This is a genomic window from Exiguobacterium sp. TNDT2 (assembly GCF_003331145.1).
Classification (GTDB): domain Bacteria; phylum Bacillota; class Bacilli; order Exiguobacteriales; family Exiguobacteriaceae; genus Exiguobacterium.
Genome location: NZ_QLVE01000024.1, coordinates 13,734 through 28,811 on the forward strand (window position 1 = coordinate 13,734; position 15,078 = coordinate 28,811).

Consider the following 15,078-nt stretch of genomic DNA (forward strand, 5'->3'; position numbering starts at 1 on the left):
TCTTCATCCCTTCCTTCTATTAATACACCGCGATCGGTCCATAAGGCCCTTGAATGATCTCAAGTTTCGTCTCGAAAATATTTGACAAGATGTCTGCGTCCATAATCTCTTCGACCGTACCGAAGGCAGCGATATTCCCGTCCTTCATCGCGCAGATCCGGTCCGAATATTTCGCCGCGAAGTTGATGTCATGGAGCACGGTCACAATCGTTCGCCCGAACTCGTCGGCGACGTGGCGCAAGTATTCCATCATCTGGACCGAGCGGGCGATGTCTAAGTTATTGAGTGGCTCATCGAGCAACACGTATTCCGTCTCTTGACAGAGCACCATCGCGACGTACGCCCGTTGGCGCTGACCGCCTGATAGTTCGTCGAGGTAGCGGTGCTCGAGCGACGTTAAGTCGAGGAAGTCGATATATTTCGAGATGATACGTTCATCTTCTTGCGTCAATCGTCCTTTCGAGTATGGGAAGCGTCCGAAACCTGCGAGTTGACGGACGGTGAGACGCGTCACGAAATGGTTCTCTTGCCGTAAAATCGTGACGATTTTCGCCAAGTCTTTCGATTTTGTGCTCGACACGTCCATCCCGGCGACTTGGATTTGACCCTCGTCCAAGTCAAGGAGGCGACCGATCATCATGAGCGTCGTCGACTTGCCGGCCCCGTTCGGCCCGATGAGCGATGTGAAGCCGGCCTTCGGGATATCGAGATTGATCGGGCCGATTTGGACGTCATCCGAATACGATTTTTGTACTTGATCAAGTTGAATCATAGCGATTTTCTCCTTAAGATGACTGCCAAGAAAATGATACCGCCGAACAGTTCGATGATGACGGACACGACACTTGGTATGTTGAGAATGTGATACATGAAAAAATACGCGCTCGTCAAGACGAAAAAGCCGAGCGCGAACGCCAGCGGAAAGACGTATTTATGATCATACGTCGCCGCGACTTGATAACTGAGCGTCGCCACCAAGAATCCAAAGAACGTGAGCGGTCCAATCAAGGCTGTCGACACCGACATCAACAGCGAGATAAGGACGAGCGTAAAGATGACACTCCGGCGATGGTTCACCCCGAACGATGTCGCCACATCTTTCCCGAGTGCGACGACGTTCAAGCGATTCGAGAAGCTATATAACAGCACCCCGACGACAATCACGATCGGAATGACAATCGGGAAGTAGGCGGCATCGGCATGCATGACCGACCCGAACAGCCGGGCCTGCAGGATGTCAAAATCCGACGGCGCAAGCATGCGGCGCATGAACGAGGACACTGAATTCAACCCGGTCCCGATGATGATCCCGACGAGAAGCATCAGTTGCAGGTTGCCGTATTTCCCGGACAAGAGCCAGCCATATAAGAGCAGACTCATGAGCACCATGAGGCCGACTTGGGTCAAAAAGGCACCCGTTCCCGAAAAACCGATCAGCGCACCCGCCCCGAAGAAGAAGATCATACTCGTCTGAATCGTCGAGTAGAGCGCGTCGAATCCGAGCAGAGATGGCGTGATGATCCGGTTGTTCGTCACCGAATGGAACGCGACCGTCGCCAAGCTTTGACAGAGCGCGGCAATCGCCATCGTGACGACGGCGACGACCCGACGCTCGACGACCGGGATAAACGACGGTGAGTCGAACGGGACCGGATTGTTGTAGACGAGTAACCCGAACGCACAAAGCAATCCCCCGATGATGAAAGCAATGAGGAACATCCAGTAGCGGCGTTCTTCTTTTTTCGAGCGAAATGCCGTCGCACATCGTTCTTCCGTATGCACGGATCGACCATCGACGCCATACGCTTCCCGTGGCTTCACCTTGTCTTCGATGAGTGTGCTCATCGTACCCCTCCCGTCTTCCGTTGTCTCAAGAGAATCATGATAAATACAATCGACCCCATTGTTCCGAGAATGAGCGATACTGGCAGTTCGAACGGCATGATGATCGTGCGTGAAATCAAGTCGCTGACGAGGACCGTGCCCATCCCGATGACACACACCCACGGTAAGTTACTACGCAGGTCGTCCCCGCGGAACATCGAGACGATATTCGGAACGATCAGTCCGAGAAACGGTAAATTACCGATGACCGTCGCCACGACACCGACCGCGAGTGCGATCAGTCCTGTCGCAATCAAGATGAGACGGCTATAGTTGACGCCAAGGCTCGTCGCAATGTCTTCTCCTAACCCTGCGAGCGTCAAGCGGTTCGCGAGGATGAAGATGAAGAACGTGACGAGAATGATCAGCCATAAATATTCATAACGTCCGACCTGCACCGATGCGAACGACCCGACGAACCACCCTTCGATGATCTGGCTCGCTTGAAAGAATAGACCGAGGAACGTTGAAACGGCCGAGACGACCGCCCCGAGCATGAGCCCGATAATCGGGACGATCAACGACGAGCGGAGTTTGACCGACCGCAAGAACCAAAAGAAGACCATCGTCCCGATGAATGAAAAGACGATCGCCCCTGTCATGCGCATCATGAGCGTCGGAGCCGGGACGAGCAGATACACAGCGAGCAGGCCGAGCCCCGCCCATTCGAGCGTACCGGTCGTCGTCGGTTCGACGAGACGGTTTTGTGTGATCAGTTGCATGACGAGCCCTGACATCGCCATGGCGGCACCGGTCAACATGATGGCGACCGTCCGTGGGACGCGGGTGATCCAAAACATGTCCGACCCGCCTTCTTGGCTAATGTCATAGACGACGGTGTCGAGCTCCCAGTGGCCGAATGTCTCGCGTGTGCGCACCTCTCTCGGACGTTTGGCGATGGACAGACCGATGTTGAACCGACCACGTGTCTCCATCGGTTTCTGGCGCTTGCCCTTTTGGCGGAGCACGGTCACCGGCACGTCGATCAGCCCCGAATAGATCCAACGATAGATGGTCGAGAAGGCGATCTTCCCGTCGAAGAGACGACCCACGATCTGTTCCGGGGACCAGGTCGCCCGCAGCTTCTCGATGATCGTCCGGCGCATCCTGTCGTCGAGCTTCGTCTTGGCGCCGCAGTTTCGCTTCGCCTTGGCGTAGCGCTCCTGTGCGCGTTCGGCCGTGTAGCCGGGGTTACTTCTGATCTCCCGCGAGACGGTCGAGGGCTGTCGCCCGAGCCGTCTCGCGATGGACCGGATGGACATCCCGAGCTCCAGGTAGGTCTCTATTTTCACGCGTTCCGCTGTGGTAAGATGGGTGTAGCTCATAGCGATTCCTCCGTCTGAATGTGTGTTGTGGTGACTTCATTCTACACGAGGCCGTCGCTATGGGCTTTTTTGCGTTCACGTTCAGGTGTTGCACTTAATTTTATAATTCATCGCAAAATAAAAAGAAAGTGGTGCGAGACCACTTTCTGAAGGTTAGCGTTCAGTTTTTCTTATCTCGCTTTCTCACTAGAATACTGTAGGTGAGAAATAACACGAACGTGTACGCCAACGAGAAGAGGATGATTTGCGGGAGGCCGTCCAGAAGCATTTTCACGATAAAAAATAGCGAAAAGATGATGGCAATTATCAGATGAGGGCCCCGGATATCTTCAGGCAGATCGCGCCAGTAAATGACGACGAGTGCCAACGCGAGCGGCCCGCACAAAGCAAACAAGATGAAAAACAGGACAGGCCGCATCAAAAATGGCACGTTTGATTGATCGCCCCTCATGCTTCCGAGATCCCATTCGCGAGGAGCAACAGAAAAATCCAAATCGATAATGGCACAATCAATCCGATGTACGCGACGAGGGTGAACACTTTTACAAACTTGTCTTTTGAGAATAGTCCCCAGATGAGTGTGGCGAGTAACGCAAGGTCCAAGGCAAGGTACACCCAGATCGCTGTCAGTAAGTCTAAATTCGGAAACATGCGACCGTTCAATGTGAACAGCGTTAGCAGTGTCACCAAGAAAAGTGCGAGCTTGGTATAAAGCGGTGCATAATGACGTTTCGTCATCCCACCCCTCCTTTTTACTAATTATCCCATCCCCTCATTCCATCGACAACCCATACATAGTTTTGCTACAACGACTGTACTGACCGCTCAGTATAGTGAGGAGGAAGATTAATGAGTAAGAAACAATCCTTATTAAGGACCGCGGCTGCCATCATCCAACAAGATGGCATTCAACAGCTATCGATGGAACGATTGGCAAAACGGGCTGGCATCACAAAAGGTGGTGTCTTGTATCATTTCGATAGCAAAAGCAATCTGCTCCAACAGATGAACAAAATGGCCATCGAAGAGTTCGAAACACGGATCAATCAACATCTGACAGATGCGCCCTACCCGTTCACACGCGCGTATGCACTGGCAACGCTCGACTATTTAGCAGCCGAGGATGCCGACTTGATTGCCGTCTTCATCTCGTCGCAAGAAGACAAGATGAGCGGTAAACTGTGGACGGACGCCTCGCTTCGATGGGACGAACAATTTGCCGCTGACGGTTTGGACGCCGATCGTGTACTCGAGTTACGTCTCTTGTGCGACGGATTTTGGTTCGCGATGACGTACGGCTACAGTGACTCGTTCAAAGATCGGGCCGCCCGTATCATCCGCGAGAAGTCTGATGCGTTGGCGAAAGGAACGAGTTAAGATGGGCTTCGTCTATTTGATAGGGGCCATCGTCTCGGAAGTGTTCGGCTCGAGTATGTTGAAACTGAACGCGACGTCGATGAACCGATTGCCGATCCTCGGTGTCGCCCTCGGCTACGTGACGGCGTTTTATCTATTGTCGCTCGCTCTCCTGTCCATCCCGCTCAGTTTCGCCTACGCGTTTTGGAGCGGGGTCGGCACGGCCGCAACGGCGTTGATCGGTTTTCTCGTCTTCAAGGAACACGTTCGCAAACAGACCGTTATCGGCATCGGACTCGTCATCGTCGGGCTCGTCTTGATGAAAGTATGAAGGAGGGACACGTGTGAAAGGTTATGTATTCTTACTGTTTTCGATCTCGTTCGAAGTGCTCGGCACGTCGATGCTGAAGCTGTCGGACGGGTTCACAAACTTAGTGCCGAGCGTGGTTCTTTTGGTGAGTTTCGCGATCTCGTTCATACTCATGGGCTTCGTCTTGAAGACGATCCCACTCAGCATCGCCTACAGCGTCTGGGCCGGACTCGGAACGGTCGCGACCGGACTGATCGGGGTGTTCGTGTACGGGGAAGTACTGTCGACATTGAACAGTATCGGCCTGATCGTCATCGTGCTCGGCGTCATCGTCATGAATGTCGAAAAACGAGAGGAGCGGCTGACTTGATCGAACAACAGGAACGGGCGTTGCTGTAACAGAGTTCCTTTTCAATCCGCAATCCTCCAATTTCCAAAATAAGGGGAATCGTAATGTTTATTGGTATACTTTTCATATTGCTGAAAAGGAGATGAATCAATCACATGAAACGACTGACCCATATGTTCTTACTCGTCTTATCGTCTTTCTTATTGTTTGCGGCAACTGCTTCCACCGTATCCGCGGATTTATCGAAACATGCTACGTCTTATTACCACACAAAAGCGAACGTTCCTGTCAAAGCCGGGAAACATCGCAATCACAAAACGCTCGTCACCGTCGCCAAAAACAAAACAGTAAAGCTTGTGAAACGCGAAGGATCATGGGCGAAAGTCCAATACGGAAAGACAACAGGCTACGTTCCTTTCACTACAATTAAACCCGTACCGGTCGCAAAAGGCATGACGCGACCAGCAGCGGAAAAACATTTGGCTGCATTTCTAGAAAAGAAGGATGAGGACTTCATCCTAAAATTCGACACGCGAGATGAGGAGACTCTCCTCGTAGATTTTAAAAATGCTTCGACGATCCAGTCTTATTTGTACTTGAACATGGTAGACTACACATCTATGCATTATATCGAACCTGAAGATTTCGGACAGGAAGCATATGATCTGACGAAACAAAAATTGGCTGTCGTCAACTCGGCAATCAAACGATATGCTGAGACCCAGTTCGGGATCGGCAGTCAAGCGTCGAAACAGTTCATCGCGGAAATGAAGAAAACACCACATTACAAAAAGAGCGTCTATAAGACAATCTTGATCGGCGGTAAAGAAGTGTCGTTTGAAGGCGGCATCGGCGCGATACAAGTGTTCGTCAAATAAAAACTAGGCAGGGAGCTAATCTAAGCTTCCTGCCTACTTTTTTGCTTGAAGCAGCTCGACCCGGTTGCTAAACGGGTCACGGAACTCGAATCGGTCGAATCCGGGAATCGGAATGCCCGCCATCCGTTCAATCCCTTCTGCTTCGAGTTTCCGTCCCCACTCTGTCAAGTCTGTCACGGCATAGGCACATGCGCCTTCGTCGACAAGCGGTCAACCCCGTCCTCGGTGCCGACATGGACGCTTTGGTCGCCGACTTGAAGCCAAAACCCTCCTCGTCCTTGAAGCGACTCCGGTTTGTCGATTTCATTCAGGCCGAGCAGGTCGCAATAAAACGCTCGGGCTCTCGCTTCTTCACCTGTTGGAATTGTGATTTGTACGTGATGGATGCCTATGATCATGTCGTTTTCTCCTTCTCATATGTCAATCTGATGAACTGCAGTTTTTGGTTGAACAGGCGTGGATAGGCGAGATAACCGACCATGACGGCCGAAATCGTCGCCGTCGTCAAAATGAGAAACAAGATGAGGAGTTGGTACAGCATGAGCTTGAGAATGAGTCGTTCGATTTCTTTCATCGTCCGATAGTCGAGGCTCGCCGTGATCTCATCGAGCAACAACACATCCGGCTTGTTGACGAGCGTCCAGGCAATGGCGACCCGGCTCCGTTCCCTGCCCGACAACGTCTTGATTGATTTGTCGAGTGAGAGATTTTCCAAGTTGACTTTCCCGAGCAACTCTTCCGCCTTCCCTCGGTCGAGCGCCTCCCCGAAGATCGCTTTTGGCAAATTCAAATTGTCATATACTGTCCCGTCAATCATCGGAGCGCTTTGAAACGCCATCCCAATCTGTTTCCGGAGCGCGATGATGTCGATGTGGCGAATGTTTTCGCCTTTGAAATAAATGTCACCCGAATCCGGCGACAACAGCCCGTTAATATGTTTCAAACATGTCGTCTTCCCCGCACCGCTCGGCCCGACGAAACGTCGTAATCCGACCTTCTCGGAAATAGCCGGTGATGTTATGTAGGATGTCTTTGTGACTCACGTCTTTGAATTCGATGATATACATGCGCCTTCAATCCTTTCTCGATTTGTCGTACTAAAAAGTAGACACTTCGTCGACCACAATGTCCCCGTTGGCATCAAGTAACGGCGTGATGCCGCCACCTGTCCCGACCCACGTCTGGACGTAGTTCACGCCGGTCGCCGTATCGACGAGGATCGTGATTTGGCCGAGTTCCGGCAGTTGTTCCGTCAATTTGACATGGAACCGTTTCGTTCCCGCCACTTCTTCTGCTGCTTTCTTTTTGAATAACATGATATCCCACCTTCCTATCATTCTAACTGTACGCAACATGACCCTGGCTTCAATGAATGAGCGAGGTGAAATGGGAAATACGACATTTCACCTTTTTGACATGAAAGATGGAATCAACCTATTTGTTCAGCAAATCCGTAAACCTATTCATTTTTGCTAAAAATGAATAGGTTTACTCGTTTATGAACTAGTTTAAATACGTTATAATTCAAATAAACCTATTCATTTTTTCGAACTATGACTACGTTTAGACTATGATGACTATGAAACGGGGTAGGCAATTTTGAGAAATTATGACTACACATTCTTAACGAATATGGCTCTCCCGATGGAAACCGTTCGCCTCATCGGACGGATCAATGAGTATAAAGGAAAGCAAGACCTTTACAAACAACAAGCGCCTCAAACGTTAAATACGTTGCGCGACGTGGCCGTCATTCAGTCGACGAAAGCATCGAATGCAATCGAAGGTATCTTCGTGACGGAAAGTCGACTTCATACCATTATGGCGAAGACAACGGATCCAGTCGATCGATCGGAATCCGAAATTGCTGGATATCGCGATGTTCTGAATTTGATTCATGCATCGGCACAGGATATTCCAATCAATCCGAACATCTTACTTCAACTACACAAAGAATTGTATAAATTCGTCCCCGTCGAAGGTGGCCGCTGGAAAAACGTCGACAATGAGATCAGCGAAACGTTTTCAGATGGGACTCGTCGTACACGTTTTATTCCAGTTCCAGCATTTGAAACGCCTGCTGCCATTCAAGAATTATGTGATAGTCTAAAAATACGACGGCAAAAAGAAGATGTCGACCCTCTTATATTGACGAGTCTCTTCATCTTAGATTTTTTATCTATTCATCCATTTAATGACGGTAATGGTCGCATGGCACGTTTGTTAACGTTGTTAATGCTGTATCAACATGGTTTTGAAGTCGGACGCTACATCAGTCTAGAGAAAATTGTCGAGTCTCGAAAAGAAGGCTATTACGAATCGTTGCGGCTATCCTCGATTCACTGGCATGAAAATCGACAAGATCCATTTCCGTGGGTCAATTATCTGCTTAGTGTCATCTTGTACGCATATAAAGAACTTGAAGATCGCGTTGGCCACCTTTCATCTGGGACGGAAACCAAGACCGTCCGAATTCGACGTTTCATTGAGGGGAAAATCGGTTCTTTCACGAAAACGGATATCCGAAGCGCACACCCTGATATTAGTGAAGCGACAATCCACCGCGTGCTTCGTGAGTTACGAAATGAAGGGATGATTGTATCAACCGGTTCGGGAAGAAACGCAAAGTGGATTAAACAATGATGTGAGGAAATCCTCCACACTAAAAGCCTTACGTCCATTCGACATTAGAATGGTTGTAAGGCTTTTTTAGTTCACTGCTTTATCCACAAATATCTTTTGGCTACCATCGAGATCATCGTAGTCATCCTTTGAATATTGCGTCCACTCAAGCTGATACAATAATCATTCCCACCCATCCATTTCATCAATAGTCGATGGATGATTTACTTGTGCTCCACGAACTTCCGAATCAGAATATGTGCGGACATTTTTATTGGATATTCGCATTTCGACTGTCAAATCATCTAATCGGCTGTACAATTCTTCAATTTCTTTATTTAGTGACTCGTATTGCTGTTGGGTAAGCATGACACCCGCAACTTTTTCACGGTTAAAGACGTATACGCCAGCTGCTTCACGATCAGCTCTTTGAAACGCTTCCATAGGCGACCGTTTGACATCAGAAATTGAAGTGGTTGGAACATCGAGTGTTCTCATACCCATAATCATTTCCTCCCTTTATTTACTCCATTGTACACTTTTTAAAAGTCTTTTAAAAAGTGTACAATGGAGTATCATGATCTGTCCTGTCATTTCCTGTGATTTCATCAAATAAAGAGAGGAGGAAAATGTAATAAAAAATAACCATTGTCAACGGGTCGCGGAACTCGAAATGATTGGATGCAGGAATTGGAATATCTTCAAGTCGTTTGATTCCTTCTGCCTCGAGTTTCTATCCCAACTCCGTTAAATCGGTCACCGCATAGGCGACTCGGATTTGTCGATATTGCGAAGACCGAGCACGCCGCAATAAAACGCACGGGCACGGGTTTCCTCGCCTTTCGGGATCGTGATTTGCACGTTATGGATGCCTTGAATCATGTCGTTTTCCCCTTTCGATAAGTCAACCCGACGAACTGAAGTTTTTGGTTGAACAGGCGTGGATACGCGAGATAACCGACCATGACCGCCGAGATGGACGCGGTCGTCAAAATGAGAAACAAGATGAGCAACTGATACAACACTGCTTCCATCGGGTCGGCCCCGCCGATGATGAGACCGCTCATCATACCCGGTAGTTGGACGAGTCCCATCGTCTTTTGCGCCTCGACCGTCGGGATCATGCTCGTGCGGATGGCGCTCTTCAAACTGCGTTCGATCGCTGCTTTCGGTGTGCCGCCGAACGATAAAATGAGTTCAATCACTTCATCGCTCCGCTCGACCTCGTCTTTGAACTTGTTCAAGAACAGGAGCGACAATACCATACAGTTCCCGATGATCATGCCGCTAATCGGGATGACTTTCTCCGGCTCGAACGGGATAATGCCGAGCCAGAGCATGAGCCCCATCGTCAACGTCTCGACCGTGACGAGCGTGAGCAGAATCATCCATGTGATGCCTGGGATGCCGTCCCCTTTCTTGATGATGTTCTGCGTCGCCGCCCCAATCATCAACAGAATCATGAGCAGCATGAACACCGGGCTGTCGCTCTCGAAGACGAACGTCAAAATGTAGCCGATGATGAGCAACTGGATGATCGAGCGCACCGTCGCGATCAAGATGTCGCGTTCGAGCCCGAGTTTCAAGAACAGCGCTAAACCGAGCGGGATGGCGACGAAAATCAACGAGGTCATCAGTTCGATGAACGTCATAGCTCTTCCCCCCTCACGAAACGACCGATCATCGGGTTGTCCGACTCGTCGATGAATGTCGCGTCGCCGAACTCAATCAATTCCCCGTTTCGCAAGAACCACATGTCATCACTGACACGTCGGGCCTGATCCAAGTCGTGCGTGATCCAGACGACGGTGACCCCGAAATCTTTTTGCAGTCTCACAATCAACCGCTCAATCTCTTTCACGGTCCGATAGTCGAGGCTCGCCGTAATCTCGTCCAATAACAGCACGTCCGGCTTGTTGACGAGCGTCCGGGCGATGGCGACGCGACTGCGCTCCCCTCCTGACAACGTCTTGATCGGTTGGTTGAGCGAGATACCGCTCAAATCGACTTTCTGCAGCAGGTCCGCCGCCCGCTCGCGTTCGAGCGTCTCGCCGAAGATGGCTTTCGGCAGGTTCATGTTGTCATACACCGTGCCATCAATCATCGGCGCACTTTGGAACGCCATACCGACACGTTGGCGCAGTTCGATGACGTCAATCGAATCGATGTTCTCCCCTTTAAAATAAATTGCTCCGGCGTCCGGTGATAACAGGCCGTTGATATGTTTCAGGCACGTCGTCTTACCAGCACCGCTCGGACCGACAAACGTCGTGATCCGTCCTTCCCGGAAATAACCCGTCACGTTATGTAAAATGTCTCCATGACTCACGTTTTTGAATTCGATAATGTGCATGCGTCTTCTCCTTTCTTGATCTGTCGTACTACCGGTCGTCGACCACGACCTCCCCGTTTGCATCGAGTAGCGGCGTGATGCCGCCACTTGTCCCGACCCACGTCTGAATGTAGTTCACGCCGGTCGCCGTGTCGATGAGGATGGTGATTTGACCGAGTTCCGGCAGTTGTTCCGTTAATTTGACGTGGAACCGTTTCGTCTCCGCCAGTTCGTCTGTCGCTTTCTGTTTGAATAATATATGATCCCGCCTTTCCTTAGTCACTTCTCATCATAATCTTTAGACTCAAAATCATAAAACAAATACCTTCTCAGAGATGTACCGCGAAAATATAGGACAACATGCTCGTCGCCATGCATGAACTGATTGAAATTGCCATACCGATCAAGGTGCTTGGCTCTAAATCGTGCAACTCGAACATACCCCAATGGCCGTCATGTGGTTCGAAGATAAATGAAAAACGAGTGGACGTTCATAAGAAGTTCTTCAGCGGTCTCACAAAAGAGGAAAAAGCTGACCGTATCACGTTAGACGGAGCGAATGCATTAAGAATCAGTGTCCATTTGCGCGAGACCGGCTTCTAATATCTGTTTTGCCCGTTTCATAGCTTTGTACTCTTCCGTCGTCATCAATCGGACGAGTGACCATCCACCTAGCCACATCAAGGATTTGATATATCCTTTCGAGATTGGGACCTGGGACGAGTCGCAACATGTACGGTCACAAAATACGAGAATCGCTGTCTCATACTCTTCGCGATAGAGACGGTCAAACTTACAGTCTTTGACGAACTGTTCAAATCCGCAATAGCTACATTTTACAATCAAGGGAAGTCACCTCGTATTCATAAGTTTAGAGTCATCCTAGACATCTCAAAAAAGCGTTCGTTATTCAATTCCCGATTTCTATTTCTAAACCTGGTCAATTATTGTTTATCCCATGAACATTTGAGGAATAAGCATATCATCTATGTCAATGAAGGAAGGTGTCCTCTTGTGACTTGTCCCCACTGCGGAACGAAGACCCGCTCAAAAACTACCGTTTGTCCGACGTGCGGCCATCGTCCGCGTCGCATAAAATGGATGGCTATCCCGATCGCCCTAGCAATCATCGCATTCGTCTCGTTTTTAACGAACGCCTATTTTACCGACAGCCCGCGCTCGAGCGAATCGCTCGCCGACAAAGTCGATTTGAACATCACGGAAGAGACGGTCTCGGCCGACAATGCCAAAGCCGTCGACCTTGAGGCGCTACAAGACAGCCTTTATACAATTGGAACGGGCTCCGGGTTTTTAATCAGCCCACAAGACGTATTGACGGCAGCCTATAACGTCGCGGGGATTACCCGTGTCACATTAAAACAAGGCGGCAAGACAGTGAATGGAACCGTCGTCGGACGGACCGACGCCATCGCCGTCATCCGCATCGAAAAAGTGAAAGCACCTCCGTTCTCGTTCAGCCATGCGATTGTCGGATCGGACGAATCCGTGGTGACCCTCACACCGGATGAACAGATTGAAGGAACGCTCACGTTCGAAGAAGACAGTTATAAGCGGGAGTTCGATTTACCGAACCGCGCCATCGGCAGCCCGATCGTCACGGCCAGTGGCCGTGTACTCGGCATTCATTTGGCGACGAAGACGCTCCCGGTCGCGCTGTTCGAACAAGACGTCCTGTCATTCCTTGAGTCGGACACACCAGCCCCGCCACCGACGACGAAACGGAGTGCGCCGGCCGCTGAACTCGCACCGGTCGCACCGATCACACCGGTCCCGAAACGTGAGGACCCGGTCGAACCAGCTCCGGCTCCCGAACCGGAACCAGCGCCAGTTCCTGAACCAGAAGCAGCTCCTGAAACACCGGAACCGACCGAGCCTCCTGTCGAAGAGCCGGCACCGGTCGAAGAAGAACCTCCAGCCGAACCGGAACAACCGGCCGAAGAACCCGAGACGCCTCCTGTCACGGAGCAACCGGCCGAGCCCGATGTTCCCGTGACCGAACCAGCCGAACCGGTCGAGCCGGAACAACCGGCTACTCAAGACAAAGAAGCGGAAGCGACGGCGCCGGTCAAGAAACAAGACAAGCCGAAACCAACTGCTACACCTGACAAGAAAGAGAAGCCTCCCGTCGCCAAGGAGAAACCGGTCGCCGAAGAAACGGCCGAAGACGAGCCGACGGAAGACGAAGAAAGCACGTCATCTGAGTGATGACGTGCTTTTTCACGTGTCTTTTCGAGTACGCCGCTGTATGTTCCCCACCGCGGCTCCGAATAGGAGCAGGATGATCGACAACATCCAAAACGGCATCACGTCCTGCAACAACCAGACGATCAGCGCACTGATGGCGATGACGACACCCATCCACAAAAAATTCGACTGTCCCATTCGTTTCACCTCGAGACTATCATAGCACATCAATCCGATGCGCCGTCGCCTGGGGCGGCAGCGAGCGGGTCATCTTCTCATCGTGCTCGACGCGCACGTATTGCCCGACGGCGAGCGGCGTCTCATCTTCTCGAAGCGGCTCCACCCAATGAAACACGATGCCATCAAACGGCTCGGCGTCCACGTTCGGTGCGACCCGAATCCGCGTCGGCTCGAGCTCGACGATATAGCCTGTGAACGTGACCATCTCCATTCCTCCATTTCTTCGGAAAACCTTTCCTTTTTCTTTTCCCATTTCTTGAAAAAAATCTACTCGTCCAATCGATTGCCCGGTATAATGAAGCCACACTCATTTACTTGGGAGGAACTTTTATGAAGCACACCATTGATTTACATCATCCAGACTTTCAGCGCACCTTCCTCGAGATGATGCTCCTTGAAGAAATGATTGATGATTATAATGCTGAAGCAATCGAATCGCTCGTCGTCCGCGGCGAGACGAACTTTCCTGAGGACCCGTTTTTCCCGGCGATGCGGGCGTATCCGCTCATCCGTGAAGGCGAGTTCGGCCGGGCCCGTGACGTGCTCGAAGCCGCGAGCATGAAAGGCGACCATTATATGATTCACTGCCTCCACGGCATCTTGAGCGACGACACGAATTTCTTGTTCGAGGCCGAGCAGCATTTCCTTCGTGCCGTCGAACGCTATCCGGACGTGCCGATCGTCCAGCGCGCCATCGCCGTCCATTACTTCAAGCGCAAGTTTCACGGAGAGGCCGGTCTTCACTTGATGCATTACGTCCGGCTCGCCGGATTCAACGAAGAGACGGTGCCGATGTTGCTCGACTTTTTCCAAGTGTTCGATGAGATCCCGCTCGAGATGAATGACGATTTGCTCAAGGCGGCCATCGGGTACTTGAACGCGAACCCGCGCAACCCGCACGCCCACTCGCTCTACGCGTCCATCTGTAGCCATCGGGTCGAGATGCTCATCAAGCGCTTGCCAGAAGACAACCATCAGCTTGACGATGAGACGATCGCGATGTTGCTCGAGGTCGAAGAGCACGGCATGTGGAGCGCGACGTATGACGACAGCGAGGACCATATGTTCCGCGCCATGTTCGCCGATTATATCGACAACGTCGTCTTGCCGAACACATCACGTCTCTATGTATACCGCTTGCGTCTCCGCTATTGGTATCACCGGCTCACGCACCGCTTGACCGGGGGCTACGGGGATTCGATGCGTTCGTCGTAAGTGTAAATAAACAGCCCGAACTCTTTAAAAGGGTTCGGGCTGTTTGCTGATGTATTCTTTGATATCGTTAACGCCCCACCAAACCCTTGAACGTACGATCGTGCCGTTCCATGATTCGTTCCATTTCGTGAGAAAAGTTTGCATCGATATCCGTTTGTCGTGCGTCCTCAATCGGTCGAATCATGATGCCCGCATCTATCGTCAATATCGAGACTTCGTCACCCACATCTAACTTCAATTGTCGCAACACATTCGTTGGAATAGGGATGCAAATGGAGTCGCCATGCTTGATTAATCTTTTCTCATATTGCTTTTGCTCATCCATACTATCACTCCCATTGAACACGTCTCATACACAATGT

Annotated in this window: 23 protein-coding genes and 1 pseudogene; 7 read left to right on the forward strand and 17 right to left on the reverse strand. The window is 50.7% G+C overall.

Translation table 11 applies throughout. The features are described from left to right. Positions 1-19: 19 nt before the first annotated feature. The 4 genes from DPV68_RS11615 to DPV68_RS11635 all read right to left on the reverse strand — a co-directional run bounded on the left by DPV68_RS11615 (position 20) and on the right by DPV68_RS11635 (position 3,947). Complete coding sequence (locus DPV68_RS11615; protein WP_114166974.1) at positions 20-772, reverse strand: iron ABC transporter ATP-binding protein; 753 nt, start codon at positions 770-772, stop codon at positions 20-22. Then, a complete protein-coding gene (locus DPV68_RS11620) occupies positions 769-1,845 on the reverse strand; it encodes an iron chelate uptake ABC transporter family permease subunit (protein ID WP_114166975.1) in 1,077 nt (358 codons plus the stop codon). The genes DPV68_RS11615 and DPV68_RS11620 overlap by 4 nt, the downstream gene beginning before the upstream one ends. Beyond that, positions 1,842-3,209: an IS30 family transposase gene (locus tag DPV68_RS15190; protein ID WP_114166976.1), complete on the reverse strand. Its 1,368-nt coding sequence runs from the start codon at positions 3,207-3,209 to the stop codon at positions 1,842-1,844. The genes DPV68_RS11620 and DPV68_RS15190 overlap by 4 nt, the downstream gene beginning before the upstream one ends. A gap of 447 nt (positions 3,210-3,656) precedes the next feature. Further along, positions 3,657-3,947: a hypothetical protein gene (locus DPV68_RS11635; RefSeq protein ID WP_114166978.1), complete on the reverse strand. Its 291-nt coding sequence runs from the start codon at positions 3,945-3,947 to the stop codon at positions 3,657-3,659. A 111-nt stretch (positions 3,948-4,058) separates the two neighbouring features. Here DPV68_RS11635 and DPV68_RS11640 point away from each other — a divergent pair, with 111 nt between their 5' ends. The 4 genes from DPV68_RS11640 (at position 4,059) to DPV68_RS11655 (ending at position 6,102) form a co-directional block, all read left to right on the forward strand. After that, positions 4,059-4,586, forward strand: coding sequence for a TetR/AcrR family transcriptional regulator (locus DPV68_RS11640; protein WP_114166979.1), 528 nt, complete (start codon positions 4,059-4,061; stop codon positions 4,584-4,586). Between the two features lies 1 nt (position 4,587). Then, on the forward strand, positions 4,588-4,896 hold the full coding sequence (locus tag DPV68_RS11645) for a DMT family transporter (RefSeq protein ID WP_114166980.1): 309 nt from the start codon (positions 4,588-4,590) through the stop codon (positions 4,894-4,896). 13 nt (positions 4,897-4,909) lie between these two features. Continuing rightward, positions 4,910-5,245: a DMT family transporter gene (locus DPV68_RS11650; RefSeq protein WP_114166981.1), complete on the forward strand. Its 336-nt coding sequence runs from the start codon at positions 4,910-4,912 to the stop codon at positions 5,243-5,245. 134 nt (positions 5,246-5,379) lie between these two features. Continuing rightward, on the forward strand, positions 5,380-6,102 hold the full coding sequence (locus DPV68_RS11655; RefSeq protein WP_114166982.1) for an SH3 domain-containing protein: 723 nt from the start codon (positions 5,380-5,382) through the stop codon (positions 6,100-6,102). 33 nt (positions 6,103-6,135) lie between these two features. Here DPV68_RS11655 and DPV68_RS11660 read toward each other — a convergent pair. The 4 genes and pseudogenes from DPV68_RS11660 to DPV68_RS11670 all read right to left on the reverse strand — a co-directional run bounded on the left by DPV68_RS11660 (position 6,136) and on the right by DPV68_RS11670 (position 7,418). Next, a pseudogene (locus tag DPV68_RS11660) lies at positions 6,136-6,500 on the reverse strand (VOC family protein). Beyond that, positions 6,497-7,045 carry an ATP-binding cassette domain-containing protein gene (locus DPV68_RS11665; protein WP_232819625.1) on the reverse strand — a complete coding sequence of 183 codons (549 nt, stop codon included), beginning with the start codon at positions 7,043-7,045 and terminating at the stop codon, positions 6,497-6,499. Before DPV68_RS11665 ends, DPV68_RS11660 begins: the two are co-directional and overlap by 4 nt. Continuing rightward, complete coding sequence (locus tag DPV68_RS15085) at positions 7,032-7,169, reverse strand: hypothetical protein (RefSeq protein WP_232819626.1); 138 nt, start codon at positions 7,167-7,169, stop codon at positions 7,032-7,034. The genes DPV68_RS11665 and DPV68_RS15085 overlap by 14 nt, the downstream gene beginning before the upstream one ends. Positions 7,170-7,199: 30 nt before the next feature. Further along, complete coding sequence (locus tag DPV68_RS11670) at positions 7,200-7,418, reverse strand: DUF6440 family protein (protein WP_114166983.1); 219 nt, start codon at positions 7,416-7,418, stop codon at positions 7,200-7,202. Between the two features lie 283 nt (positions 7,419-7,701). Between DPV68_RS11670 and DPV68_RS11675 the strand changes: the two genes are divergently transcribed. Next, on the forward strand, positions 7,702-8,745 hold the full coding sequence (locus DPV68_RS11675; RefSeq protein WP_232819627.1) for a Fic family protein: 1,044 nt from the start codon (positions 7,702-7,704) through the stop codon (positions 8,743-8,745). A 162-nt stretch (positions 8,746-8,907) separates the two neighbouring features. Here the strand turns inward: DPV68_RS11675 and DPV68_RS11685 are convergent, their stop codons facing one another. The 6 genes from DPV68_RS11685 to DPV68_RS11710 form a co-directional block, all read right to left on the reverse strand. Continuing rightward, complete coding sequence (locus DPV68_RS11685) at positions 8,908-9,228, reverse strand: hypothetical protein (protein ID WP_114166985.1); 321 nt, start codon at positions 9,226-9,228, stop codon at positions 8,908-8,910. A 252-nt stretch (positions 9,229-9,480) separates the two neighbouring features. Continuing rightward, positions 9,481-9,606 (reverse strand): VOC family protein, encoded by a 126-nt coding sequence (locus DPV68_RS15195; RefSeq protein ID WP_370447076.1) that lies wholly within the window; start codon positions 9,604-9,606, stop codon positions 9,481-9,483. Next, on the reverse strand, positions 9,603-10,376 hold the full coding sequence (locus tag DPV68_RS11695; protein WP_114166986.1) for an ABC transporter permease: 774 nt from the start codon (positions 10,374-10,376) through the stop codon (positions 9,603-9,605). The genes DPV68_RS15195 and DPV68_RS11695 overlap by 4 nt, the downstream gene beginning before the upstream one ends. Beyond that, entirely contained in the window at positions 10,373-11,077 is a 705-nt protein-coding gene (locus tag DPV68_RS11700) for an ABC transporter ATP-binding protein (protein ID WP_114166987.1), read from the reverse strand. The genes DPV68_RS11695 and DPV68_RS11700 overlap by 4 nt, the downstream gene beginning before the upstream one ends. A gap of 28 nt (positions 11,078-11,105) precedes the next feature. Beyond that, entirely contained in the window at positions 11,106-11,339 is a 234-nt protein-coding gene (locus DPV68_RS11705; RefSeq protein ID WP_232819628.1) for a DUF6440 family protein, read from the reverse strand. A gap of 281 nt (positions 11,340-11,620) precedes the next feature. After that, on the reverse strand, positions 11,621-11,902 hold the full coding sequence (locus DPV68_RS11710; RefSeq protein ID WP_232819629.1) for a hypothetical protein: 282 nt from the start codon (positions 11,900-11,902) through the stop codon (positions 11,621-11,623). A gap of 255 nt (positions 11,903-12,157) precedes the next feature. Here DPV68_RS11710 and DPV68_RS11715 point away from each other — a divergent pair, with 255 nt between their 5' ends. Then, positions 12,158-13,282, forward strand: coding sequence for a S1 family peptidase (locus DPV68_RS11715; RefSeq protein WP_114166988.1), 1,125 nt, complete (start codon positions 12,158-12,160; stop codon positions 13,280-13,282). A 12-nt stretch (positions 13,283-13,294) separates the two neighbouring features. Here DPV68_RS11715 and DPV68_RS14985 read toward each other — a convergent pair whose 3' ends face one another. Both DPV68_RS14985 and DPV68_RS11720 read right to left on the reverse strand, forming a co-directional pair. After that, positions 13,295-13,459, reverse strand: coding sequence for a hypothetical protein (locus DPV68_RS14985; RefSeq protein ID WP_198662301.1), 165 nt, complete (start codon positions 13,457-13,459; stop codon positions 13,295-13,297). Positions 13,460-13,478: 19 nt separating this feature from the next. Continuing rightward, positions 13,479-13,706 carry a DUF3221 domain-containing protein gene (locus tag DPV68_RS11720; protein WP_114166989.1) on the reverse strand — a complete coding sequence of 76 codons (228 nt, stop codon included), beginning with the start codon at positions 13,704-13,706 and terminating at the stop codon, positions 13,479-13,481. Positions 13,707-13,831: 125 nt separating this feature from the next. On the opposite strand from DPV68_RS11720, the gene DPV68_RS11725 reads away from it, so the two are divergent. Continuing rightward, positions 13,832-14,716 carry a tetratricopeptide repeat protein gene (locus tag DPV68_RS11725; RefSeq protein ID WP_232819630.1) on the forward strand — a complete coding sequence of 295 codons (885 nt, stop codon included), beginning with the start codon at positions 13,832-13,834 and terminating at the stop codon, positions 14,714-14,716. Positions 14,717-14,783: 67 nt separating this feature from the next. Here the strand turns inward: DPV68_RS11725 and DPV68_RS11730 are convergent, their stop codons facing one another. After that, positions 14,784-15,041, reverse strand: a complete 258-nt coding sequence (locus tag DPV68_RS11730) for an AbrB/MazE/SpoVT family DNA-binding domain-containing protein (RefSeq protein ID WP_114166990.1) — start codon at positions 15,039-15,041, stop codon at positions 14,784-14,786. Positions 15,042-15,078 lie beyond the last annotated feature (37 nt).